The following is a 23222-nucleotide window of genomic DNA, read 5'->3' on the forward strand; positions in this document are numbered from 1 at the left end:
ATATTATATGTGTTATTTTTATTGGTAATGTGTTTCAAATTGCATTGAATGATACGATACAATACGTATCGTATTGTATTTCAATATGATATTATAAATTCTAAAATTTTTATATTTGTGCGTTTTGTTATCCAGAAGGAATACTTTTATGATGGCGTAAAATTTATAACGTACGTTTCAGACAATAAACATGATACCAGCAAGGGAAGAGAAAAAATCTATAAAGGCTTAATAAATGGAGATGTATTTAAAAGGTGGTCATAAAATCCTGTTGAGAATAGAAATTTATGGATAATATAAAATAAATTCATTTGAATTTTTTATTTTTTTTAAACGATTATTGGTGGGCAAAAATTTTTCTTTAAATCCATAAATTAAAAATAATGAATTTGTAAAAGTATAAAAAGCTTTATATCTTACCTTGTGGATATTGTGCAGTGAATTTGATCTATGCATGTTATTCAATATCAAGCATCACAATAGTGGATATAAACAATGGCATTTAAGTTTTTTATCAATTTATTTCTTTTCGGTATTTTTTTATTATTGCTTGCTAAAAGTAAGGGGATGAAATGGAGTCTCTCAGTACGTGTTATGTTGGGGCTGGTCATTGGTTTAATTTTTGGAAGTGTTTTACAGGTTATTTATGTAGAGGATGAAATCACTTTGTTGAAATCTGTTGAATGGTTCAACATTGTTGGTAATGGTTACATCTTATTCTTACAAATGATTATTATGCCATTGGTTTTTATCTCTATCGTTTCAGCAGTTGCTAATTTGCACTCTGTTTATGCTATTGGAAAAATGAGTGTAATGACAATTTCAGTGTTGCTCTTTACAACCGCACTTTCAGCGTTGATTGGCGTTTTTGTGGTTAACTTCTTTGGGTTAACAGCGAGTGGTTTAGTACATGAAGGGCAGAATGTTTCTTTTGCTCTTAATTCTCAAGTTCTTCAATTTAGGGATATAAGTCTTCCACAGATGATTTTATCTTTTATTCCTGAAAATCCATTTGCTGAGTTAAGCGGAGCCAAGCCTACATCGATTATTAGTGTTGTTATTTTTTCAGCCTTTTTAGGAGCTGCTGTTATTCTTTTAAAAAAAGATGATCCAGATAAAGGAGAAAAGGTTTTATTATTTATTCAGGTTGCACAATCTTGGGTTATGCGCTTAGTTCGTATTGTGATTTTTTTGACACCCTACGGTGTTTTTGCACTTATGACGAAGGTAGGAGCAACTTCGCATATTGCGGATATTGTAAATTTGTTGATTTTTATTGTCGCTTCCTATGTAGGTATTATCCTTATGTTTGGAGTTCATGGTGTGCTTCTTGGTGTCTCTGGGATTAATCCATTTCGTTTTTTCAAAAAGGTTCTTCCAGTTTTGACATTTGCTTTTAGTAGTCGTTCAAGTGCTGCAAGTATTCCTTTAAATATTGAGGCGCAGACCCAGTGGATTGGTGTACCGCAATCAATTGCAAGTTTTGCTGCCTCTTTTGGAGCAACAATTGGACAAAATGGTTGTGCAGGTCTTTATCCAGCGATGCTTGCGACTATGATAGCACCAACTGTAGGTATTAATCCCCTCGATCCTACTTGGATTGCTACTCTTGTTAGTGTTGTAACATTGAGCTCTGTAGGCGTGGCTGGTGTTGGTGGTGGTGCTATTTTTGCTGCATTGATTGTATTGCCAATTATGGGGCTTCCGGTTTCTTTAGTTGCTGTACTTATTTCTATTGAACCTCTTATTGATATGGGGCGTACAGCTCTCAACGTAAGTGACTCAATGTTGGCTGGGACAATAACCAGTCAGATATTACGAGAAACAGACAAAAGTATTTTTGAACAATAATTTTTTATGAGTCTATGTTTTTTTTGATTGCAAAACATCTGCAAGAGATATTTGTGCTGAGCCCGGTTGTATAGGTTTTTGCTGATTGGGATGAGGAGCCCAACCAGATAGCCAGATGAAAGAAAAATGTGCACGAATACGTCCATCAGGATCGCTGAATCGTTGTGCATAGATTTCAGCTGCTCGGATAAAAAAGCGTTTGGATACAGGGCGTCGTGAGCGATTGATGAGCGCGTTTTGCATTCCCATAGCTTTAAGGTCACGCATAAGATCAAACATTGTATTGTAGCGGATAGTAATATTTTCAGTATCCGCTACAGGTAAAGCAAAACCAGCACGTTGTAAAAGGGCACCCACATCACGAATGTCAGCAAAAGGATATATTCTAGGGCTTGTTCCGCCATAGATTTCAATTTCAGCTTCTAGTAAGCATTCTCGTAATTCTGCTAGCGTGCCTGCTCCGACCATAGCAGCTAGAAATAAGCCATCAGGTTTAAGGATATTTTTTATCTGATTAAAAACACCAGGGGTATCATTAGTTAACTGTAATGAAAGGAGTGAAACGATAAGGTCACAATAGTGTTGGGGAAAATCAAGAAATTCTCTATGACGTAAGTGAAATTTTTTGTCATGGCTTTGATAAAGCATGTTAGTTTCAGCGCGTTCTATGGAATGGACTTTGCTAGATTTTAATAAAGCCTGCGCCGCAAGATCTGTATGGCTATGCAAATCTAGAGCTAATGTGAAGAGACGATCAACAGTGCTGAGACGTTTATGGAGATCTTCGGCCACGTAGGATAGTAAAAAGTCACATTTCTCTGTTGCTTTTTGGAAAGCACGTTTGCGGAATTGTTCAATGCGATCATGATCAAAAATGAAATGATGTGACATATTATTTAGTACTTTCAATTTGTAATATGGCCTATTTTGAGAAGGTTTATTTTTATGTAAGCTCTGTAAAGTTTATTATGCGAAAGAAAAGTAGATTTATAAACGGTGAAGGTTGTGATAGAAATGTAGTTTTTTTTGTTACAATTACAAAAACAGTTAAGGGTTGTATGTTCTATATGTATTTCGTTTTTTGTGATTTGACACCAAAAAGCTTCTGATAATGTAAAAGCGTTCGTTGCAGAGGTTATTACAAAGCTAAAATTAATCCAAACAGAAAGGAAATGATATAATAGAAATGGAAAGAAAACCATTGGATTTTGCTGATCTTGACGATTTTAAACCACGAAAAGCAAGATCTCCTATAAAAGCTACTGAGCGCAAAGAAATAGATAGGGCAGTGGCTTTTCCAAGTCGTGAGCAGTTAGATGAGGCATAGATCAATATCAAGGCTAGCATAGCTACCATTAATCATTTTCGTGCTATGGCTAAGCAAGATCGTTATCGCCACGGCGAATTTTTAGAAATTCCGATGGATGTTTATGCACAGAGAGTAGAGCACTCTTAAATAACGCTTATTATTTCGTTATTTTGAATGGGTGTTTTTCTTCTGGTCATAGCTGTTTGGAAAATAGAGAATTTTCTAACGTCATCTACATTATATTAACGTATAATATAGTACCGTATCTTAAGATATAGTATTATATCATACTATACTATACTATATAATATTATTATGCTTTGCATAGCTTTCTAATCAGCCGGAATTACCGGGGAAAATCATATAATGAGCGAATTCTTGTGTTCGAACTTTAAGGGTTTTCAGATCCCTTTTGGTCGTTGCGTATACGATCAAAACACAGGCTAGACAGTAAGGTAATTTGGGAAGATAAGCAACTTTATTTTTCAGCTGCATTATAAACTATCTCAAAAATGATTTACGATACTTCAAAATAACATTATTAGATGGTATAATAACCAACTAATCAGCAGACTTCTTTGTTTCAGTTGTTAAATTAATATATGAACACACATTGCAAAAAGGAGTTTTCCATGAAAAAAGAATTACCAAAAAGCTATATGACTGACGCGGAACGTGAGGAATTGCGTGCAGGGGGATTATCGCAAAATAGTATCTACCTTGCCGAATCAGAAGCAGCAGATCAAGCAAATGATGATGAAGCATCATGGGCGTGGTTAGCAATGGCTGAACTTCCAGCTCACACACTATTAGGTCTTAAAAAACGGTGTGGCGCTCAATTTATCCGCGATATGGGATTTCCTACTAAAGATGCTGATGAAGCATATGGATCAGATTGGCTAGATAGAGATGTTATTATAGGAGGGTATCATTTCTAAGGAATTAGAAAAGATTCTAGCACGACAAAATGGATACATGCGAGATATTCAAAAATCAGCAGCATTTAAAAGATTATATAACGTGCAAAATAATTTATACAATTACCTTCGTAAAGTCGGCAAAAATGGTGATTTATCATCACTTCTTGATATAGAACATCACATAATCGAGGATGATTTACTTAGATACGCTAATAGCCCAGAAATGACGAGTAGCCTTAAAACGGCACTAACAGAAATTGATGTAATTAAAGAGCACACAAAAATAGTTGCTGATCCTGTACAATATCAATCGATAAACAAAGATCATAGCTTGCCAAAAAAACCGTAAAAAGGGCTTACCTTATGATGAAGCACGACAAGCAATGGCATCTCATTACACGCGACTAACCAATCTAAATAAAGCGCGTTTAACAACACCTGAAAAGTCAATCATTGATGCACGAAAAGAGAATATGAAGACTATGCGAAAGCTATACGAAAAAATGCAAGCTAAAGCTATTTGATGTCTCTTTAACAACGATAATTATTCAAAGTTAAAGCAAACTACTTGTGGAACATTCTACATTATTTAAAAATATTGTGGAAATACACTAGAAAAAAAAATTTTTTTATTATAAAGGATGCTCAAAGAAAATTGATAGAGGGGAGGGATTTTTCGTGTCAAAAATTTATCATCAATCTGCATATAATAGCTCTTTACAAAAATTTATTTTTTCAGAAACACATAAAAAATGGTTAATCACACTCTTTATGTTGTTTCTTTCGTTCATCGCGTTAAATGATCCAGCATTTGCACAAGGTTTCGGAAAAGTTGAAAGCTCTCTTCAGAAAATAGTATCTGCTTTAACAGGACCTATTGCAAAATCTATTGCAACAATTTCTGTTGTCGGTGTTGGTATTGCTTGGATTGCTGGTTACATTGAGATGCGTAAAGCCTTCTTTGTTTGTGTTGGCGTTGGCATTGTCTTTGGTGCACCACAAATTGTTACAACGCTTACCTCTTAGATTTGCTCATTCTTGAATTTTAAAATCATGGAAAAACATGATAAGCCAACAGAAGATATATTGTTTCTTGCATGTACACGCCCTGCAATGATTGCTGGTGTCCCTGTAGAAGCTATGGGATTAAACGTTATGGCAACCCTTATAACGTTTATTCTCACAAGCAATATTTTTCTTATCTCTCTCGGTCCGGCCGCACATTTTATCATTAAAGAAGTTCTTAAAAACGACCATAATAAAATTCGTGTCTTTCTTGCATGGCAAAAAACACGCATCTTTGCCAAAAATTCTCGTATATGGGGCGGTGCAAGCCTCTCTCCATTACGGTTAATTCGTAATTATGAGGAACTTTAATGCAAAAAAGTGTCTACAAACGTGAAAAACAACCCGAAGAGATTATACCTTATGTACGCCATGTAAGTAAGCAAATCATTGCACTAAATTCACGAGCGCTTATGGCCACTATTGCACTTGAGGGAATTAACTTTGAAACTGCTGATATTGCAGATTTGAATATCTTCCATGAACAATTAAATAATCTGCTTAAAAACATTGCTGATGAACGCATAGCAATTTACAGTCATATTATCAGAAAGCGTGAAACAATTTATCCAGATGGCACTTTTAGATCAGAATTTGCGCAGCAGTTAGATGATAAATACCGTGAAAGAATGGTCTCTCAGGAGCTGTATCGTAACGATCTCTATCTTTCAGTATTGTGGAACCCCCACGTCGATACAACTGACAAATTGGTTGATTTTTTTAAACGTTTGGGAAAAGCAAAAAAAACAGGAACAGAGGTTGACAAAGAGTCCATCCATAAACTTGAAGAGATTGCCAATGGTCTTGTGCAAAGTTTAGAACGATACGGTGCGAGAATACTGAGTATTTATGAGCATGAAGAGAATATTTTTTCTGAACAAAGCGAATTTATTCATCAATTGGTTGGTGGTCGTCGTGAACGTATCCCACTTACATGGGACACAATAGCGTCTACTGTTTATTCTGATCGTCTTATTTTCGGAAAAGAAACCATAGAAATACGCTACGAGGCAGGACAAAAATTTGCAGGGATGTTCGGTTGGAAAGAGTATCCTGCAAAAACTCAAGTCGGCATGACAGATGGTCTGCTTACCCTCCCATTCGAATTTATTTTGACGCAATCTTTTATTTTCAAAAGCAAAAACGCTGCAAAGCAGATTATGGGACGCAAACAAAACCAAATGATCAATGCCGGAGATCGTGCCGGATCACAAATTGATGAACTTGACGATGCGCTTGATGATTTAGAGTCAAACCGTTTTGTTTTAGGGGAACATCATTTATCATTAGCGGTTTTTGCTGATACCACAAAAGAGCTTGCGGATAATCTTGCTAAAGCTCGTTCTCACCTCACAAATGGTGGTGCTGTTATTACACGTGAAGATCTTGGACTTACAGCGGCATGGTGGGCGCAACTCCCCGGAAATTATGCCTATCGTACACGCTCTGGAGCTATTACAAGCCGTAACTATGCGGCACTTTCCCCCTTTCATTCATTCCCTTTAGGAAAAGTAGATGGTAATGTGTGGGGACCCGCAGTAGCCCTCATGAAAACATCTTCTGGTTCACCTTATTATTTTAATTTTCATTTTGGCGATTTAGGTAACACTTTTGTTTGTGGCCCATCTGGTTCTGGTAAAACCGTTATTGTCAATTTTCTTTTAGCTCAACTCCAAAAACATGACCCCAACATGGTTTTTTTTGATAAAGATCGTGGAGCAGAACTCTTTGTAAGAGCAGGTGGCGGGACATATATGCCACTTAAAAATGGAAAACCAACAGGTATAGCACCGCTTAAAGGCTTAGATTATAACAATCCAGCAGATAAAGTATTCTTACGGCAATGGATTACCAAACTCGTTTCCACTGAGGGACAAACAATTAGTGAAACAGAAAGACAAGACATAGCTGCTGCCGTTGAACAACTCGCCTTATTGCCTAAGGAACAACGGACAATCTCCGCCTTACAAATGTTTTTTGATATCACTCAACAAGAAGGGATAGCCGGACGTTTGGAAAGATGGTGCCAAGGCAACGCATTAGGGTGGGTTTTTGACAATCCAGAGGATAACATTGGCATTGATGCAAAATTTATCGGTTATGATATGACTGATTTTTTGGACAACGACGAAATTCGTCCTCCATTAATGATGTATCTCTTTCATAGGATACTTTCTCTCATTGACGGACGTCGTATTATCATTGTCATTGACGAATTCTGGAAAGCACTCGAAGATGACTCTTTTAAAGCCTTTGCACAAGATAGGCTCAAAACAATCCGTAAACAGAATGGTTTGATGTTGTTCGCTACACAGTCACCTAGAGATGCACTCAACTCGACAATTGCACACACCATTATAGAACAATGCCCAACACAGATTTATTTTCCCAACCAAAAAGGAAACTATTCTGATTATGTGGAAGGTTTTAAATTATCAGACAGAGAATTTAATCTTATCCAAACAGAATTGACCAGAGAGTCACGACGTTTTCTTATCAAGCAAGGACAAAGTTCTGTTGTCGCAGAACTCAATTTACGTGGATTTGATAACGAAATAGCCATTTTAAGCGGCACAACTAAGAATATTGAATTGCTAGAGACCATCATGAAGGAAGTTGGGGAAACTCCAGAAAAATGGTTACCCCTTTTTCAAGAAAGGCTAGGATAATGAAAAAAATCTTATTAGCAACAGCCCTTTGTGCAATTTCTTTGGGATTGGAAACAAGTGCCTTTGCAATAATGCCGACATTTGATGCTGCTGCAGTTGGAAAAATGATAGATCAATTAAAGCAAGGGAAACAGCAGCTTGACCAATTAAAGGGGCAAATAAATGAAATGAAAAAATTATATGACTCCTTAAATGGCGCTGTTGACTTATCTGCTCTGCAAGAACTTCTTAACAGACAAGGCAATAATACCGCTTTACCTTCTGATTTTAGTCATCTTGAGCAATCGATAGGGAGCTCCGGTGTGGGTAGTAGTGGGAGCAGTGGAAAGACTGCAAAATGGGAAGAAAAACTCCTCTATAAAGAACCTGCAAGCGGTGCAGGCTCAAAAGCGGCCGTTGATGCTTTTTACCAGCAAGAAGTTCAAAAAACACAACAGCGCAATGTTGGACAAGCCGCTCTCGGTCAGAGTGTTTACGAAGAGACGAATGAGACCGTAGAAGCAATTCAAAAAATTGTCGAAAAACTCCAAAACGCTCAGACTGCTGCCGATGTTCAAAGTGCTCAAGCACAATTAGCCGCTACACAAACTTTGTTACAAGCCAAAGCCATACAAATGCAAGCCGTTGCTATGATTCAAAAAGCACAAGCTGAAGCTGAAAAGATTCGTACGAGACAAGAATTTAATGCGCGATACAAAAATTATGCGAGTCAACTGCTAGGTAAATAAAGCACAAAACAAAAAAAGGGAAAAATCATGAATAAAACCACCATAATAACTTTGCTTCTTTGCACCGGAATTATCGCTGCTGGATGCGAAAAAACCTATAGCGTAGCAAACTTTAAAAAAGATGAACAATTACGTGAAGAATGGCTTATCAGATGTGGATGGACAGGAGATTCAAAAAACTGTGAAAATGTCCGAGTGGCACAACATCAAATTGATGTAGAGCGCAGAAAACAAGCGCAAGAGAAACGTCGTAAAGAAGAAGAAGAATGGCGTAGAACAGCAGGAGAAAGACGTAAAAAAGCCGAAGAAGAAAGAGTCAGACGAGCAGCTGAACAAAAAGCTAAAGAAGAAAAATGGAAAAGAGAGGCTGAGATACAAGCACAAGAAGCAGACAAAAGATGGAAGGAAATAGCGCAAGAAATGATCGAAAAAACCGAAAAAATACAAGCAGAAACCTTTGGTAGAAAATATAATCCCAAAAACGTAACTCAGTAAATGTAGAAAAATGCTCGAAAATATAGATTTTTTTGCTAAAACTGAAGCCGCTTTAATGCAGCCTCTTACAGAGGTAATGACTAACACCATTAAATATCTTGCAAACGGTTTGTCTACTCCCCTTTTTTTATCTTGCACGATCTACGTAATTGTTCTGGGGTACAATACGATCTACGGTCGTTCTTCTACACCAATGTGGGAATTTATGGCAACAACTGTAAAGCTTGCCATCATTACAACATTAACAACACACGCTCCTGACTACAATGCTTGGGTTACACATATATTTTTCGAGGATTTGCCGAATGCCATTTCAAACCTCACACAAGGGTTATCATCAGACAAAAATGTATGGGATAATATGATAAACCATGCGCGTGCACATGTTTTTGAGACAGCAAATAAACACACCGGATGGACTGAAATTGGCACATTTATTGTGAGCTGGGTAGCTGGTTTTGTTTGCATATTTATTATTGGTTTTTTTTGCACGATCGGTTTCATCGTTTCAATGTTATCGAAATTTGGTCTATTTCTTGTTCTCTCGTTAGGACCACTCTTCATAGGCCTTTATCTGTTTTCGACAACCAGACGCTTCACAGAAGCTTGGTTAGGGCAATTAGTAAACTTTGTTATTTTGCAAATATTAGTGGTTTTGCTTGGTGGGGTGTATGTGAAGATAGCAGTGAATATCCTTTCAGCAAATATCGAAGATATCATCCTTACAGTGACCCAATTCCTCACTATTGGCATTGGGGGGATTTATCTCTTTACCCATTTACCGGCAATTGCTTCAGCTTTAGCAGCAGGGGGAGCATCCCTTACAGGAGCAACGCATTTAGCACATCATGCAAGCAAACCGGTTGTAAGAACCGTTGCGGCGACAGGTGGTGCTGCTAGTCGTGCAGGCATGCGGGGTGCTAGTAAGCTAATATCAAAAATACGAGGAATGTTCTAAGAACAAGAAATGAAAAAGTGGGTACAAAAAATGCGGGTCTTAAAAAAAATTGGAATAATACTGTCCTTCATCTTGCTTAGTGGCTGCGCGTCTTCTCAAAATACATTGAAGTCATTACCACGATGCGATGGATATTCTAAGCGACCATTAAACAGATCAATGTGGAATTGGAGAGGAAAAACACCAGCCTCTACACCAATAATCATCGGGAAGACAACAGACATAACCTCATCAACCAAAAAGGATCAATTAAACACGCTTCTTGCGAAGAATTTAACGCCAAAAGAAATTGAATCATACAAAAATTGCGGGGAAAATGTATGAAAGCAAAAGACTTAGAGCAATATATTGCTGAAGCACGCCTTTTTGATCAAGATCGTATGATGAGAGCGCACCGGATCACCCGTGTTTCGCTTCTCATTGCCGGTATAGCCGTTATCGTTGCTGTCATGTCTTCCTTAGCGGTTATAACACTCGTTCCCCTCAAAACCGTTGAGCCCTTTGTTATCAGAGTGGACAATTCAACAGGAATTGTTGAAGTCGTCGAAGCCTTAAAAGAGGGACCAACAAATGTTGATGAAGCTATTACGCGTTATTTTGCGGCAAAATATGTTCGTGCTCGTGAGGGATTTACAGTAGAAGAGGTACAAAATAATTTCCAAACCGTTTCTCTTTTATCATCCTCTGAAGAGCAAGAAAGATTTGCCCAATGGTATAGTGCTAGAAATCCGCAAAGCCCACAAATTCTCTACGAACATGCGACTGTTACGACATTTATAAAATCAATCTCATTTATTAGTCAAAACGTTGCACAAGTGCGATATTACAAAACCATTCGTGATAATAACACCAATAAAGAATTTATCTCGCATTGGGTTGCAACGCTTACTTTTGAATATATCAACGCCCCAATCTCTATACAAAACCGCTTAGTAAATCCTCTTGGTTTTATGGTTAGTGAATATAGAACCGATCCAGAAGTGGTAAACTAACAATGAAAAAAACCATATTGTCTCTCTTTTTCAGTACAATTATCGCTCTTTCTCTTTACAATTTTAGCTATGCCAGTGTTTTTCCTACAAAAGCCCCAAGTGATAATCGAATTCGCTTTGTGAATTATGAGCCTTATAATGTAACAAAAGTTATTGGCTCTATAAGATCATCGGTACAAATAGAATTTTCTGCCAATGAAGAAATTGCACATGTTGCTATTGGAAATAGCATCGCATGGGAAGTTGCCCCAGCTGGAAATATTCTTTTCCTTAAACCACGAGAGGTACAACCGACAACAAATCTCCAAGTCGTAACTACACGGCAGGATGGTTCAAAACGATCCTATCAATTTGAATTATTGACTCAAGATGACGAACTTTCCCCTGAAAAAGAAACATATTTCCTTGTGAAATTCCGCTATCCTCAAGAGGAAATTGAACAAAGAAGACTTGAAGCACTTTTAAAATACAACAAAAAACAAACACAATACATTGATGGTATTTTTAATGCCTATGAACAATATGGACCACGCAATTGGGCCTACTCTGCTCAAGGATCCATAGTGCTTGAACCATCATCTATTTATGACAATGGAAAAACAACAACATTGACATTTCTAGGAAACCAAGAAATTCCTGCTATTTACGTTGTAAATAATGATGGCACAGAATCCCTCATTCCTAAAACAGTGAGAGGAAATATGGTCATTGTGCATACTATTGCTCCTCGATTTATTCTAAGATCTGGAAAAAATGTTTTATGTATTTTTAATGAAGCCTATCAACTAAGAGGCATTAATCCAGAAACAGGAACAACCTCACCATCTGTTGAACGAAAAGTCGTTACAAATCTTCAATAAGGATTAATTAAGGGGAATAATCTTATGAGTGATAAGAATGACGAGAGCATCATTGATGATCGCAGCATAATTCACGATGGTCAAAGGAATATATCAAATTCAAACAAAGCGAAAATAATTGTAAGCATAATCTTTTTAGGATTCGGTTTCTATATACTTTTGAATATTTTCTCATCCTCAGAAAAACAAAAAGACACAGAAAAAAAACCTGAAAAAGTAACAAAAATTTTTAAAAATTCCTTTACACCCTTAGAATTACCATCCCCTAAACCACAAGCTAAAATTGGTCAAATCACATTACCAAAACCAACAAAAACGGCTAAAATAGTTAAAGATGACCCCTTACTGAAGGCTGCACAACGCGCTCCAGTCATAGCTTTTTCTAAGAATTATAGCTCTCCTTCAAAAAAAACAATGAGAGAAGACTATAATGCTATAAGCAAAAGCCATAATAATGATCCTCAAAGCTTTCCCTCACTTTTAAAGCCGACTAAAATAGCAGGAACAAACGCTAGCTTAATGGGAAATAGAAACTTTATTATTGCAATGGGAACATCAATCCCATGTATCTTAGAGACGGCATTAAAGAGCGATCAACCAGGTTTTGCAAGCTGTATTATTAATCGTGATATCCTCTCTGATAATGGGCGCGTTGTTTTGCTTGATAAAGGGACGCAAATTGTTGGTGAATACAAAGGGGGCTTAAAAAAAGGTCAATCGAGACTCTTTGTCCTTTGGACAAGAGCAAAAACACCAAATGGGATCATTATCACCCTTGCATCACCAGCAACAGATAGTTTAGGAAGAGCCGGATTCGATGGACAGGTTAACACACATTGGTGGGAGCGGTTTAGCTCTGCATTGTTGCTCACCGTTATTGATAGTACCACAGAAAGTTTAATAAATGAAATCAAGAGTAATCCCAATGCAATGGGTTTCAACACTTCTGACGGTAACAGACTTGGAAAAGATATGGCAAGCATTGCTCTTGAAAATCAAATCAACATCCCCCCTACCTTAGAAAAATACCAAGGGGAACTCGTCAACATTTTTGTAGCAAGAGATTTGGACTTTTCATCAGTTTATACACTAGAAGCTAGAACAAGAAAAAAAAGCTCTTTCCATCGTTCTATTCCAGAAGCTTTCATCATTCATTCTAACTAAAATGCAATAAAAATAATTATGGCTACAGAAAAAAATTCAGAACGAGCCTCTATTGTTTTAACGAAGCTAAAGATATTAGAGGATTATCTAAATGACAAAAATTTGTTTGAAATTGTTATCAATCGCCCGCAAGAAGTTCTTGTTGAAAGCAGCGATGGCTGGAAAAGTCATAGCATTGAAAGCTTAACATACAACGAATTAGAAGGAATTGCAAAAGTTGTCGCAGCTTATACGAAGCAAAAAATTGATAAAGAAAATCCTATCCTGTCAGCAACGCTTCCAAACAATGAACGCATACAAATTGTCATACCTCCAGCAACTGCACCCAATACAATCAGTATAACAATTCGTAAACCTTCATCACGAAACCTTTCTCTTGAAAATTTACAGGAAAACAATCTATTTTCCATTACCCAAAACGTTAGTTTTACACCTATCAAACAAATGATGGGACAGAGCGATGAGCTTTCTGACATTGAGAAAGAATTAACAAATCTTTTTATGGCAAAAGATTTTAGTAATTTTTTAGAGAGAGCTGTTGTCACACAACAAAATATTCTAATATCTGGGAAAACAGGATCTGGAAAAACAACGCTCTCCAAAGCCTTAATTGCAAAAATTCCTGAATATGAACGAATTTTAACCATCGAAGATACACCAGAACTTGTTGTTCCTCATTCAAACAAAGTGCAACTTTTTTATTCGAAAGACAATCAAGGGCTCTCAAAAGCTGGTGCTAAAGAATTACTCGAATCTGGATTACGTATGCGACCAGATAGAATACTTTTGCAAGAATTGCGTGATGGTACAGCTTTCTATTATATCCGTAATGTCAATTCTGGTCATCCTGGATCAATAACAACTGTCCATGCTTCATCTACTTTAGCAGCTTTTGAACAAATGACACTTCTTGTAAAAGAGAGTGACGGTGGAAATAGCTTAGAACGTGAAGATATTCGCGGCTTACTGATTTCTATGATTGATGTCATCATTCAATGTAAACGTATCGAAGGAAAATTTCGTGTAACAGAAATTTATTATGACCCTTTTAAACGACGAAATGCTTTTTAAAAAAGTGATAAAATTAATCAAATAAATCCGAATGCGTTCCTGTTCTATCAAAATGAACATATTTATCACTAACGATATAAATTAATAACCAGTTTGGTTCTATATGAAGATCACGACGCGGTTTCCAATTTCCTTGTAATGCATGATCTTTTAATACAGCTGGTAATTGCTTTTTATTTATCAGAAGTTGCATAACCTCCGTTAATTTTCGTATATCTTTCCCACGCTTTTTCACTTTTTTTAAATCTTTTTTAAACTTGCCAGAATAGCTAACTGAACGCACAATCAAATATCCAATTGTGTAAACAGATCATCAACGTCTTTTGCAAAAAAAACATCCTCTCCTCTGTCAGTTTTTTCAAAAGTTTCAAGAGTTTCTGCATTAGGAACAGACATATCAAATGGTAGCCTTTTTTCATGAACAACTTTAGTTAAAGAAATCCGTATAAAATCAGATACTGTAAGCCCTAAAGTTGCCAATATTTCATGAGCTTCTTTTTTTAAAGTTCTGTCTATGCGCGCACGCACGACATCTTTTGAATCTACCGCTATCTTCATAAGTAAACCTCCTTTAATTTCTTTTTATTATATAGCTCAATTGGGCTACAAAGGCAAAATTTTATAACTTCCTTTACCGTGTGACATCTTTTGACTTTTTCCGCGAAATTGCATTGTTTTGTTCTTGTATATGTTTCTGTTGCAGAAATTGAACAGCTGCTTGAAGTTCATTGATAAGCCTTTTATCCTGAGACTGTTTTGACGGTATTGCTTTTGACAAGTTAAATGCATACTTATGAATGGCATCTTGCCCAAAACGCTTATCTAAAGCGTTTTGGAGATTCAAGAATTCTTTATTAATATTATCGGGTATCTTTGGATAACTCTCACGACCAGCTTTAACGTTTTTCATATAAGCTACAGCAGCTTGAGAAAGAGAAGGTATCGCAACTTTCATTCTTTCGCGATCGCGTGTAAGGCTGTCTATACGTTGCTTATAGGCATTTTCGTAAAAGGATTGAAGTTCTCTAATTTTAGAGACTGCAAGAGACACATTATGAAGCGCTTTTTTGCGCTCTTTTCCTGCTAATGTTATTCGATCTATTAAACGACCTGATCCACGCAATTCACCAGCTCTATCAGGAGCTTTATATAAAATATCAGGCAATTGATCGACTTTCCCCGCTAAAATTGTTTGTTCAATTTTGAGTGCTGCAGCTTGAGGATCCTTATAGATAGATTTCAAGTAACCATTTAATTGTCTAAAAGTATCAATATAAGATTTTTCATTCCTAAGAGTGCTTAAAGCTTCCTGTTCTATAGAAGTAACATTTTTATAAGATGCAAGGTAAGGGACTTGTTCTGTTCCTTGTGAAGCTACAGTTAAAACACTTTGCGATTGCTCAACCTTAAACTCTTCTTTTTCAAGTTTACTGAAAGCAGCTTTTGCTCTCTGCCAAAGCTTGTCGATTTTTTCTTTCTTTTCTTGCAGCCATTTTTTGTTTTTTTTCAATGTAAGAAGAAATTCGCTCACTGATACTCTGTGAAACACAAATCCCTCTATTTTCTTTAAATTGAGCAATATAATCCCGATAATCAGGAGATTCAGCAAAATCAAGTGTTATTGTTTTAACACCAGATCTAGAAAAAGATGCTACCAGCTTCTCATAGGTACTTTTAGGATCAAATTTCTTAATCTCACTACTAAGAGAAGGATCGCCGCGCTCTATTAAATCAACACTAAAAATGTTTCTTTTGACTTCCTTATTATTAATAATAACGGTCTCTTTTTCCTGAAGTAGAGAGATCTTATCTCCAAGCTCAATCCGAGATCCATCTATCGCATCAGGAAGCTTGACACCATAAAAACGCTCAATTCCGCGCGATGTTGCTGTATCAGCATAAGGTGTTTTAGTCTTCGCGTTTTCAGTAAAACAACTATATCCTGTTTCAACAAGTTTACCAGTAAGGACGCCCTTAATTCGCCGGTGTTCCTGTAATCGAACATTTTTAAAATCTTCCTCTGCGACATAAAGATGCGATTGATCCCTATGTCGAGATATAGCAACATAGGAGAGATGTTGATCCATAGACGGAGAAGCTAACACAAAAACATTATCAACGGTCACATCTTGGCTTTTATGAATAGTGGCCGCATACCCGGGATCAATATTTTGATAAGTTTGAGGAGAGAAAACAACTTCTTTACCCGAGTCAAGACGCACTTTTAAAAGCGGTTTCCCTTTTTCATTCCGCGTTGATAAAACAGTCCCCAATTGACCGTTTTTAACTTTTTGCTTTCCCAATTTTAGTGTATGTTTTTCTTCAAATTGGGCGTTTTCTAGAAAAATAATCCGGTCATTAACAGCAAATTCCCGTTGCCCTCTCAGAGTATCAAAATTTATTACACTTGCTATATCTTCTGATTTAAGGAAATAAGCAGCTTTAAGGGCTGTTCGAATTTCTTCGTTTATTTTTTTAACAGCTGCATTCGTATGAGCAAGAACAAGAAATTCATCACCTTTTAAAGATTTTCCATCTTCAAGAACTTTGCTTTCTACGGTTCTTCTCCTATCCATCCAATCTTTAACTAGAGTTTTTATCGCTTGCTCATGGGTTTTGGTCTCGTGAATGAATCCTCTCTCTTTGTAACTCTTTAAAGTTTCAGACACTTGACCACGTGCAAAATGGCGGGACGCCTCCTGACCCCATTCTTCTTTTTGTCTTCTTATTCCAGACAGTTCAACATAACCAACATGATCAATAACCGTACGAAACGTTGCACCAGCCTCAATCGGTTGCAATTGCATATGATCTCCGACAAGAACAATTTTAGCACCTGCCTTTTCAACTTTTTGAATAAAATGAGAAAGTTGTTTTGAAGAAACCATACCAGTTTCATCAATGACAAAAACATCTCCAACACGTAATTTGTCTTTTTTGTTTTTCCATGCCAATTCCCAAGACGTAAGAGTTTGGCTTTTTATTCCCGAAGACTTCTCAAGTCCCTCTGCCGCGTTACCTGCAAGCGCTGCACCAAAAACGCGCTTACCAGAATTTTTCCAAGCGATATGAGTCGCTTCAAGCAAAGTTTATTTTCCAACACCACCTTTTGTAGAGCAAAATACTATTGTCGGCATACATAAAAATTCTTACTTATGTTGCATATATGCTATACTTATACACAACATACACTTAACATATGCTTAGCATACGTAAATTATATAAACAACATACGTAATATGTATGCTATACATATATTATACGTATAATACATGTATAATGATATTAAAAACGTAATAAAATAATAATTAGCTCAAGTTTCTACAAAAAAGGAATCAATCGCCAATATTTTTCAAGAATAATACCAATAGCCAGTGCAGCTTTTTTAAGTCCCATGACGTTTTTTGCTTGTTCAATAGCATGAGAGGAAATGTGCATCACTTTGGACAAGTGTTCCATAGAACCTATTAAATCCCTTTCAGATTGTAACCCATGTTTAATGAACATAGCGGTATTAGGTAGTGCTTTAGATAAAAGATTCGGATTAATTTGAGGCAATGTAGTATCTTTGGAAAATGAGGTTGTTTTAGCTTTGCTTTCACTCTTTTTTTCATAAGCTATATAGATTTAAAGATGCAAAAGAAGTTTTCTGGTATAAGGAAATTATAAAACCCTAAGTTGATAATGTTATGCTTTTAAGAAATGGCTTTAAGCAGAGGGGGATCTATTGAGAAAATTCATTGAATGTTTGATGAAAGTTCTATATCCGTCAATTTGTCTTGGATGTAAGGAAAGAGTTTCTGCTTACGGAACGATTTGTTCTGAGTGTTGGAAAGGTCTTCAATTTATTACCAAACCTTATTGTCCTGTTATGGGGATTCCTTTTGTTTGTGATATGGGTGATGGTTTTCTCAGTGGTGAAGCTATTCAAAGTACTTCTCCTTTTTCACGTGTTCGTTCTGCCGTTGTACATAAGGGGATTGCACGAATTTTAGTGACGCAGTTAAAATACGGAGATCGTACAGAATTGGCATCTTTTATGGCTAATTGGATGATTTTTGCTGGATACGAGATTATTGATGATTGTGATGTTATTATTCCTATACCATTGCATTTTCGTCGTTTTTGGAGGAGATATTATAATCAATCCGCGGAGCTTGCTCGTTACATTGCAGCATCACAAAAAAAACTTTTAAAACCTGGTTGGCTTGTTCGTTGTCGACATACGCGTCCACAGGTTAGCCTCTCTTCAGGAGCACGAAAGCTTAATGTACAGAATGCTTTCAAGGTTTCTCATAAAGTTAAAAAATATTTAAAGGGATGTTCTGTTTTGCTAATTGATGATGTTTTTACAACGGGTGCAACCGTTACTGAGGCTGCTGCAGCCTTAAAAAATGCAGGTGCGTGGCAAGTTGATGTATTAACATTTTCGCGTGTACTCAAAGAGGATTCTATATTTCCTAATGCTTGAGAAAAATTTAAAGATGACACTATTTTTTTAATATTGGAGAACAACACTATGAAAGAGATAACACTTTATACACGTCCTAATTGTCCTTACTGTACGAAAGTACGTAATTTGCTTGATAAAAAGGGTGTGAAATATACAGACATTGATGCATCAACTTCTCGTTTCCAGGAAATGGTACAGCGAGCGAATGGACGCAATACATTCCCACAAATTTTTATAGGTAACTATCATGTCGGTGGCTGCGATGATCTTTATGCTTTAGAAGCTGATGGGAAGCTAAATTCTTTGTTGAAAGATATACAATAATTGCTGCAGATTATATTTTATCCAGGCCGTTTTGCAAGAAGTAGATAATTGACATCCATGTTTGTTGAGCGGTTCCAACTGTTGTTTAAAGGATTATAGGTAATACCTATTTCATCAATGACAGTTATAGCGTTTTTTGATAGAAGATTTTTAAGTTCCTGAGGTTTTAGAAATTTTTTATAGTCATGAGTTCCTTTCGGAAGCCAGCGTAAAATATATTCAGCTCCTATAATAGCCAGTCCCCATGATTTCCATGTGCGATTTAATGTTGAGACAAACATTAGTCCTTTTGGTTTAAGCATTTTTGCTGTCGCCGCTATGAAGAGGTTAACATCAGCCACATGTTCAATAACTTCCATGTTTAATATGATGTCAAATTTTTCTCCTTCATTGGCTAGTGCTTCTGCAGTAGTGGTCCGGTAATCAATTGAAAGGCCATTTTGGATTGCGTGGATTTTTGCAATTTCAATATTAGTTTGCGTTGCATCGGCTCCTACAACCGTAGCGCCGAGGCGTGCTATTGGTTCGCATAATAAGCCTCCTCCACAGCCAATATCGAGAATTTTCAAATTTTTGAAGGGCATCAGTGAAATAGGGTTACGGTTAAATTCTAAACAGATTTTTTCTCTGATGTAAGCGAGACGTGTTGGATTGAGTTGATGAAGGGGGCGAAACTTTCCTTGAGGATTCCACCATTCGGCAGCAATACGTGAAAAGCGGTCAATTTCACTCTTGTCAATTGTGGTATGCGTTTCATTTATCATGTCGCTCTCCTTTTATTTTTAATGATAGAGTCAGCTAAGCTTTGTCTAAAATCAATAAAAATTAATATACACATAACTCGACTTGCACAAATGATAGATATTCTATATGTGAAAAAGTTGTTTGTTGGTACGATGGAAAGGCCTTATTTTCACTATCGTTTAATAGAAAAAACTAAAGGTAAGAGTATTATTCATGACGCGGATTGTTATGAAATTTGGTGGAACATCTGTAGCAAACATTGAATGCATTAATAATGTTGCACGGCATATAAAAAGAGAAGTAAATGCAGGCAATGAAGTTGCGGTTGTGGTATCTGCAATGGCTGGGAAAACTAATGAACTTGTTCAGTGGACGTACGATGCTTCACAGGCACATAGAGATGCTTACGAATGTGATGTGGTTCTTGCTTCTGGTGAGCAGGTAACAGCAGGTTTGTTGGCTCTTACGCTTCAAGCAATGGGAGTAAATGCTCGTTCATGGCTTGGTTGGCAAATTCCTATTCGTACAGATAGTGTGCATGGTAGTGCACGTATTGCAGATATTGATGGATCTTTTTTAATACAATGTTTTCAAGAGGGACAGGTGGCCGTTATTGCTGGTTTTCAAGGATTAACCCCGGATAATCGGATTTCTACCTTAGGGCGTGGAGGATCAGATACGAGCGCTGTTGCTATAGCGGCAGCTATACAAGCTGATCGCTGTGATATTTATACAGATGTAGACGGTGTTTATACAACGGATCCACGCGTAGAACCTAAGGCGCGTCGTTTATCAAAAGTTGCTTTTGAAGAAATGCTGGAAATGGCTTCTCTTGGAGCAAAAGTTTTACAGGTTCGTTCTGTTGAATTAGCAATGGTTCATAAAGTTCGTACCTTCGTGCGCTCAAGTTTTGAGGATCCTGACGCGTTAGGCATGGATGATTTAATGAATTCTTCTGGAACACTTATTTGCGATGAGGATGAAATCGTGGAACAACAGAATGTTACTGGTATTGCTTTTGCTAAGGATGAAGCGCAAATTTCACTCCGTCGGCTTGCAGATCGCCCAGGGATCTCTGCAGCAATTTTTGGCCCATTGGCTGAAGAGCACATTAATGTCGATATGATTGTGCAAAATATTTCTGAGGATGGTTCGAAAACTGATATGACTTTTACTGTCCCATCAACAGACGTAGATAAGGCCGTTGCAATTCTCGGTAAAAATCGTAAAGAGATTGGGTTTGATGTTATCCAATTTGACAGCGATCTTGCCAAGGTATCTGTTATTGGTGTTGGAATGCGCAGCCATGCAGGGGTTGCTGCTACCGCATTTAAGGCTTTAGCTGAAAAAGGCATTAATATTCAAGCAATTACTACTTCAGAAATTAAAATTTCTATTTTGATTGATAGCGCTTATACTGAACTTGCAGTCAGGACATTACATGCTGTTTATGGACTTGATCAAGGTTAAACATTTTTAAATTCTAAAAAGATTTTCAAATAATATAATGCATTTATATATGTAGGGAAGCAGAGAACTCTCTACATAAGCGTTTTGCAAGAAAAAAGAGAAGTGTCTACTCGTTCAAATGCGACGTGTTAATTAAGAAATCTTTGTGAATGTAGAGAAAATGCTGGGCTACCCTATAAAGCGTGATAAATTTCATTCTTTCAAATTATTCACGCGATTACGTAAAATAGAGTTGATGAAATATCTTCCATTTATATTTTGCATCTTCTCAACTAATCGTTTGGAGTTTTGTGTTTATCCTGTGGATTTAATTTTATTCTTTTCATTAGGATGAATAAAAAATCTCAAGTAAGGTTTTATGTAGCAATTTCTGATAGAGAAATATTTTTGTTTAAGGAATATACCAAAGCATTTTTTTCCTTTATATATTGATTTTATAGCTCTTGATTTATTTTTCTTGTTTATCTTGAATATGAGCTTATTTACCTCAAAAGAGTTTCTCAGAATTCTTAATGAAGCAAATTGTATGTGGTTTGTTATAGAAGTCACAATTCGCGAAATTATAGTGACAATGAATCTACGTACTTGAAATTTCCATATACGATTTTGGTACAGATACGTGCAATGAACAATTTGTATTTCATCTCTCGTTTATTGAGAAAGAGACAGAATACATTAGAATATTTTTCTTATTTGTTCCTATCATGTTAGCTTATTGAGAACTATGAGAAATGTTTTTACTGCGTTTTATGTAAATGATTCCGTATCCAAGGCCAACAAGAGCGGATAAACCAGATCCACAAAGCACTCCAATTTTTGCAGAATCAAGCAGAACAATATCTTTAAAAGCAAGCATTGAAACAAAAATAGACATTGTAAAGCCAATTCCTGCTAAAAATCCAATTAGCAAAATACCTGTCCATGTTATATGAGACGGTAAGCGGCATATTCCTGATTTTACGGCAAGATAACTGGCAGTGATAATACCAAAAGGTTTACCGACAAAGAGACCAATAACAACACCGAACACAACTAAGAACGATTCATTAGAAGAAAGGTCAAAGTTTGCAAAACTAACACCAGCATTTGCAAAGGCAAAAATTGGCATCACACCGTATGCGACCCATGGATGCAATACTTTCTGAACACGTATTACTGGTGCAACCATATCACGTTGCCCTTTGCGCATTTTTTTCAATGCAGTTGAAATATGGTGCAGATCTGTTTTTGTATTTTTTTCTTGAAGAATTTGCATTGCATTGCTTATCATGGTGAGTGGTGCAACAAGGGTACGAGTAGGGAATACTGGAGTCATCATGCCTAAAATAACGCCGGCAAGTGAAGGGTGAGCTCCTGTCATCATTAAGCCCCACCAGATAATTGCACCAGGTAAAACATAAAACCATGCTGATGCGATTCCAATCCATTGAAAAAATAATACTAATACAATACCCGTCGCTGCAATAGCTAAACCACTAGGATCAATGTTCGTTGAGTAGAAGAAAGCTATGATGAGAACGGCGATAATATCATCAATAATGGCTAAGGATAAGAGGATGATATGAAGGTTAGCTGAAACTTTTTTCCCAAGAAGTGCAAGAATACCGAGAGCAAAGGCAATATCTGTGGCCGTTGGAACAGCCCAACCATGTGTATGTCCACTATTTAAGTTAAAGCTAAAATAAATAATTGCAGGAAAACAGACTCCACCTATTGCCGCAACAATTGGCAAAATTGCTTGTTTAAAATCAGCAAGAGCACCTTCATGAATTTCTCTTCGAATTTCCATTCCCGCAACAAGAAAGAAAACAGTCATGAGAACATCATTAACCCAGAAATGTAAATCCCATGAGAGAGTGAAATGACCAAAGTTAAAGCCAAAAGGTGTATGCCAGAAGGATTCATAGAGAGAAGCATATTCAGAATTTGAAAAAATGAGTGCGGTAGCAGCAGCAAATAAAAGAACGATACCACTGAGAGCTTCAATATGAAGAAAACGCTCAAGAGCAGAAAATGCTCGATTTGTGACAAGAGAAGCACGATTTGGTAAACGATTTGAAGACATAAGCAACTCCAGGTATCAACAATTCTGCTAATATGTATTTACTATTATACATAGTACGCTGTTGTTTATACAGAAAAAAGAAAA

27 protein-coding genes are annotated in these 23222 nt (G+C 36.7%); 19 read left to right on the forward strand and 8 right to left on the reverse strand.

Translation table 11 applies throughout. From position 1 onward, the window contains the following. Positions 1-495 precede the first annotated feature (495 nt). Entirely contained in the window at positions 496-1851 is a 1356-nt protein-coding gene (locus WCP76_RS01915) for an L-cystine transporter (protein ID WP_336294014.1), read from the forward strand. A gap of 12 nt (positions 1852-1863) precedes the next feature. Here the strand turns inward: WCP76_RS01915 and WCP76_RS01920 are convergent, their stop codons facing one another. Then, the gene (locus WCP76_RS01920) at positions 1864-2742 is read right to left on the reverse strand and encodes a methyltransferase domain-containing protein (protein WP_336294015.1); all 879 of its coding nucleotides are present in this window, start codon (positions 2740-2742) and stop codon (positions 1864-1866) included. A 295-nt stretch (positions 2743-3037) separates the two neighbouring features. Between WCP76_RS01920 and WCP76_RS01925 the strand changes: the two genes are divergently transcribed. The 15 genes from WCP76_RS01925 (at position 3038) to virB11 (ending at position 14082) form a co-directional block, all read left to right on the forward strand. After that, a complete protein-coding gene (locus WCP76_RS01925) occupies positions 3038-3178 on the forward strand; it encodes a hypothetical protein (protein ID WP_336294016.1) in 141 nt (46 codons plus the stop codon). Between the two features lie 614 nt (positions 3179-3792). Next, positions 3793-4098, forward strand: coding sequence for a hypothetical protein (locus tag WCP76_RS01930; RefSeq protein WP_336294017.1), 306 nt, complete (start codon positions 3793-3795; stop codon positions 4096-4098). Between the two features lie 37 nt (positions 4099-4135). Then, complete coding sequence (locus WCP76_RS01935; protein ID WP_336294018.1) at positions 4136-4429, forward strand: hypothetical protein; 294 nt, start codon at positions 4136-4138, stop codon at positions 4427-4429. A gap of 34 nt (positions 4430-4463) precedes the next feature. Next, positions 4464-4604, forward strand: a complete 141-nt coding sequence (locus WCP76_RS01940; protein WP_336294019.1) for a hypothetical protein — start codon at positions 4464-4466, stop codon at positions 4602-4604. Positions 4605-4758: 154 nt separating this feature from the next. Next, positions 4759-5106, forward strand: a complete 348-nt coding sequence (locus tag WCP76_RS01945; RefSeq protein WP_336294020.1) for a TrbC/VirB2 family protein — start codon at positions 4759-4761, stop codon at positions 5104-5106. Between the two features lie 27 nt (positions 5107-5133). Beyond that, positions 5134-5457, forward strand: a complete 324-nt coding sequence (locus WCP76_RS01950; protein WP_336294021.1) for a VirB3 family type IV secretion system protein — start codon at positions 5134-5136, stop codon at positions 5455-5457. Beyond that, entirely contained in the window at positions 5457-7814 is a 2358-nt protein-coding gene (locus tag WCP76_RS01955) for a VirB4 family type IV secretion/conjugal transfer ATPase (protein ID WP_336294022.1), read from the forward strand. Before WCP76_RS01950 ends, WCP76_RS01955 begins: the two co-directional genes overlap by 1 nt. After that, on the forward strand, positions 7814-8542 hold the full coding sequence (locus tag WCP76_RS01960) for a TrbJ/VirB5 family protein (protein ID WP_336294023.1): 729 nt from the start codon (positions 7814-7816) through the stop codon (positions 8540-8542). Before WCP76_RS01955 ends, WCP76_RS01960 begins: the two co-directional genes overlap by 1 nt. Before the next feature lie 27 nt (positions 8543-8569). Next, entirely contained in the window at positions 8570-9037 is a 468-nt protein-coding gene (locus tag WCP76_RS01965; protein ID WP_336294024.1) for an EexN family lipoprotein, read from the forward strand. 10 nt (positions 9038-9047) lie between these two features. Further along, complete coding sequence (locus tag WCP76_RS01970; protein ID WP_336294025.1) at positions 9048-9995, forward strand: TrbL/VirB6 family protein; 948 nt, start codon at positions 9048-9050, stop codon at positions 9993-9995. Positions 9996-10025: 30 nt separating this feature from the next. Beyond that, complete coding sequence (locus WCP76_RS01975) at positions 10026-10319, forward strand: type IV secretion protein VblB7 (protein ID WP_336294179.1); 294 nt, start codon at positions 10026-10028, stop codon at positions 10317-10319. Beyond that, positions 10316-10987: a VirB8 family type IV secretion system protein gene (locus tag WCP76_RS01980; protein WP_336294026.1), complete on the forward strand. Its 672-nt coding sequence runs from the start codon at positions 10316-10318 to the stop codon at positions 10985-10987. The genes WCP76_RS01975 and WCP76_RS01980 overlap by 4 nt, the downstream gene beginning before the upstream one ends. A gap of 2 nt (positions 10988-10989) precedes the next feature. Continuing rightward, complete coding sequence (gene virB9, locus WCP76_RS01985) at positions 10990-11847, forward strand: P-type conjugative transfer protein VirB9 (RefSeq protein WP_336294027.1); 858 nt, start codon at positions 10990-10992, stop codon at positions 11845-11847. A 24-nt stretch (positions 11848-11871) separates the two neighbouring features. Next, positions 11872-13011, forward strand: coding sequence for a type IV secretion system protein VirB10 (gene virB10, locus WCP76_RS01990; protein WP_336294028.1), 1140 nt, complete (start codon positions 11872-11874; stop codon positions 13009-13011). An 18-nt stretch (positions 13012-13029) separates the two neighbouring features. Beyond that, positions 13030-14082, forward strand: a complete 1053-nt coding sequence (gene virB11, locus WCP76_RS01995; protein WP_336294029.1) for a P-type DNA transfer ATPase VirB11 — start codon at positions 13030-13032, stop codon at positions 14080-14082. Positions 14083-14095: 13 nt separating this feature from the next. Here virB11 and WCP76_RS02000 read toward each other — a convergent pair whose 3' ends face one another. The 5 genes from WCP76_RS02000 to repC all read right to left on the reverse strand — a co-directional run bounded on the left by WCP76_RS02000 (position 14096) and on the right by repC (position 17640). Continuing rightward, positions 14096-14365, reverse strand: coding sequence for a type II toxin-antitoxin system YafQ family toxin (locus WCP76_RS02000; protein ID WP_442894701.1), 270 nt, complete (start codon positions 14363-14365; stop codon positions 14096-14098). A gap of 2 nt (positions 14366-14367) precedes the next feature. Then, positions 14368-14640 carry a type II toxin-antitoxin system RelB/DinJ family antitoxin gene (locus WCP76_RS02005; protein ID WP_336294031.1) on the reverse strand — a complete coding sequence of 91 codons (273 nt, stop codon included), beginning with the start codon at positions 14638-14640 and terminating at the stop codon, positions 14368-14370. 73 nt (positions 14641-14713) lie between these two features. Continuing rightward, positions 14714-15613, reverse strand: coding sequence for a hypothetical protein (locus WCP76_RS02010; RefSeq protein WP_336294032.1), 900 nt, complete (start codon positions 15611-15613; stop codon positions 14714-14716). Further along, positions 15510-17168, reverse strand: a complete 1659-nt coding sequence (locus WCP76_RS02015; protein ID WP_336294033.1) for an AAA family ATPase — start codon at positions 17166-17168, stop codon at positions 15510-15512. Before WCP76_RS02015 ends, WCP76_RS02010 begins: the two co-directional genes overlap by 104 nt. Before the next feature lie 235 nt (positions 17169-17403). Continuing rightward, positions 17404-17640 (reverse strand): replication initiation protein RepC, encoded by a 237-nt coding sequence (repC, locus tag WCP76_RS02020; RefSeq protein ID WP_336294034.1) that lies wholly within the window; start codon positions 17638-17640, stop codon positions 17404-17406. Between the two features lie 193 nt (positions 17641-17833). On the opposite strand from repC, the gene WCP76_RS02025 reads away from it, so the two are divergent. After that, the gene (locus WCP76_RS02025) at positions 17834-18553 is read left to right on the forward strand and encodes a ComF family protein (RefSeq protein ID WP_442894702.1); all 720 of its coding nucleotides are present in this window, start codon (positions 17834-17836) and stop codon (positions 18551-18553) included. Between the two features lie 48 nt (positions 18554-18601). Next, complete coding sequence (grxC, locus tag WCP76_RS02030) at positions 18602-18859, forward strand: glutaredoxin 3 (protein WP_336294035.1); 258 nt, start codon at positions 18602-18604, stop codon at positions 18857-18859. Between the two features lie 17 nt (positions 18860-18876). On the opposite strand, the gene ubiG is transcribed toward grxC, so the two are convergent. Continuing rightward, a complete protein-coding gene (gene ubiG / locus WCP76_RS02035; RefSeq protein WP_336294036.1) occupies positions 18877-19623 on the reverse strand; it encodes a bifunctional 2-polyprenyl-6-hydroxyphenol methylase/3-demethylubiquinol 3-O-methyltransferase UbiG in 747 nt (248 codons plus the stop codon). 193 nt (positions 19624-19816) lie between these two features. Here ubiG and WCP76_RS02040 point away from each other — a divergent pair, with 193 nt between their 5' ends. Further along, positions 19817-21073, forward strand: coding sequence for an aspartate kinase (locus WCP76_RS02040; RefSeq protein ID WP_336294037.1), 1257 nt, complete (start codon positions 19817-19819; stop codon positions 21071-21073). Positions 21074-21785: 712 nt separating this feature from the next. Here WCP76_RS02040 and nhaA read toward each other — a convergent pair. After that, the gene (nhaA, locus tag WCP76_RS02045) at positions 21786-23138 is read right to left on the reverse strand and encodes a Na+/H+ antiporter NhaA (RefSeq protein ID WP_336294038.1); all 1353 of its coding nucleotides are present in this window, start codon (positions 23136-23138) and stop codon (positions 21786-21788) included. Positions 23139-23222: the final 84 nt, after the last annotated feature.

This window comes from Bartonella vaga, assembly GCF_037070895.1.
Classification (GTDB): Bacteria; Pseudomonadota; Alphaproteobacteria; order Rhizobiales; family Rhizobiaceae; genus Bartonella.

What these genes read in the sequence shown, in the direction of transcription:
- virB11 (WP_336294029.1), top strand. Translation starts at nt 13,030, where the DNA reads ATGGCTACAGAAAAAAATTCAGAACGAGCCTCTATTGTTTTAACGAAG.
- WCP76_RS01970 (WP_336294025.1), top strand. Translation starts at nt 9,048, where the DNA reads ATGCTCGAAAATATAGATTTTTTTGCTAAAACTGAAGCCGCTTTAATG.
- WCP76_RS01965 (WP_336294024.1), top strand. Translation starts at nt 8,570, where the DNA reads ATGAATAAAACCACCATAATAACTTTGCTTCTTTGCACCGGAATTATC.
- WCP76_RS01915 (WP_336294014.1), top strand. Translation starts at nt 496, where the DNA reads ATGGCATTTAAGTTTTTTATCAATTTATTTCTTTTCGGTATTTTTTTA.
- WCP76_RS02040 (WP_336294037.1), top strand. Translation starts at nt 19,817, where the DNA reads ATGACGCGGATTGTTATGAAATTTGGTGGAACATCTGTAGCAAACATT.
- WCP76_RS01955 (WP_336294022.1), top strand. Translation starts at nt 5,457, where the DNA reads ATGCAAAAAAGTGTCTACAAACGTGAAAAACAACCCGAAGAGATTATA.
- nhaA (WP_336294038.1), bottom strand. Translation starts at nt 23,138, where the DNA reads ATGTCTTCAAATCGTTTACCAAATCGTGCTTCTCTTGTCACAAATCGA.
- WCP76_RS02025 (WP_442894702.1), top strand. Translation starts at nt 17,834, where the DNA reads ATGAAAGTTCTATATCCGTCAATTTGTCTTGGATGTAAGGAAAGAGTT.
- WCP76_RS01950 (WP_336294021.1), top strand. Translation starts at nt 5,134, where the DNA reads ATGGAAAAACATGATAAGCCAACAGAAGATATATTGTTTCTTGCATGT.
- WCP76_RS01920 (WP_336294015.1), bottom strand. Translation starts at nt 2,742, where the DNA reads ATGTCACATCATTTCATTTTTGATCATGATCGCATTGAACAATTCCGC.
- virB9 (WP_336294027.1), top strand. Translation starts at nt 10,990, where the DNA reads ATGAAAAAAACCATATTGTCTCTCTTTTTCAGTACAATTATCGCTCTT.
- grxC (WP_336294035.1), top strand. Translation starts at nt 18,602, where the DNA reads ATGAAAGAGATAACACTTTATACACGTCCTAATTGTCCTTACTGTACG.
- ubiG (WP_336294036.1), bottom strand. Translation starts at nt 19,623, where the DNA reads ATGATAAATGAAACGCATACCACAATTGACAAGAGTGAAATTGACCGC.
- WCP76_RS01980 (WP_336294026.1), top strand. Translation starts at nt 10,316, where the DNA reads ATGAAAGCAAAAGACTTAGAGCAATATATTGCTGAAGCACGCCTTTTT.
- WCP76_RS01935 (WP_336294018.1), top strand. Translation starts at nt 4,136, where the DNA reads ATGCGAGATATTCAAAAATCAGCAGCATTTAAAAGATTATATAACGTG.
- WCP76_RS01930 (WP_336294017.1), top strand. Translation starts at nt 3,793, where the DNA reads ATGAAAAAAGAATTACCAAAAAGCTATATGACTGACGCGGAACGTGAG.
- WCP76_RS01925 (WP_336294016.1), top strand. Translation starts at nt 3,038, where the DNA reads ATGGAAAGAAAACCATTGGATTTTGCTGATCTTGACGATTTTAAACCA.
- WCP76_RS02005 (WP_336294031.1), bottom strand. Translation starts at nt 14,640, where the DNA reads ATGAAGATAGCGGTAGATTCAAAAGATGTCGTGCGTGCGCGCATAGAC.
- WCP76_RS01975 (WP_336294179.1), top strand. Translation starts at nt 10,026, where the DNA reads ATGCGGGTCTTAAAAAAAATTGGAATAATACTGTCCTTCATCTTGCTT.
- virB10 (WP_336294028.1), top strand. Translation starts at nt 11,872, where the DNA reads ATGAGTGATAAGAATGACGAGAGCATCATTGATGATCGCAGCATAATT.
- WCP76_RS01940 (WP_336294019.1), top strand. Translation starts at nt 4,464, where the DNA reads ATGGCATCTCATTACACGCGACTAACCAATCTAAATAAAGCGCGTTTA.
- WCP76_RS01960 (WP_336294023.1), top strand. Translation starts at nt 7,814, where the DNA reads ATGAAAAAAATCTTATTAGCAACAGCCCTTTGTGCAATTTCTTTGGGA.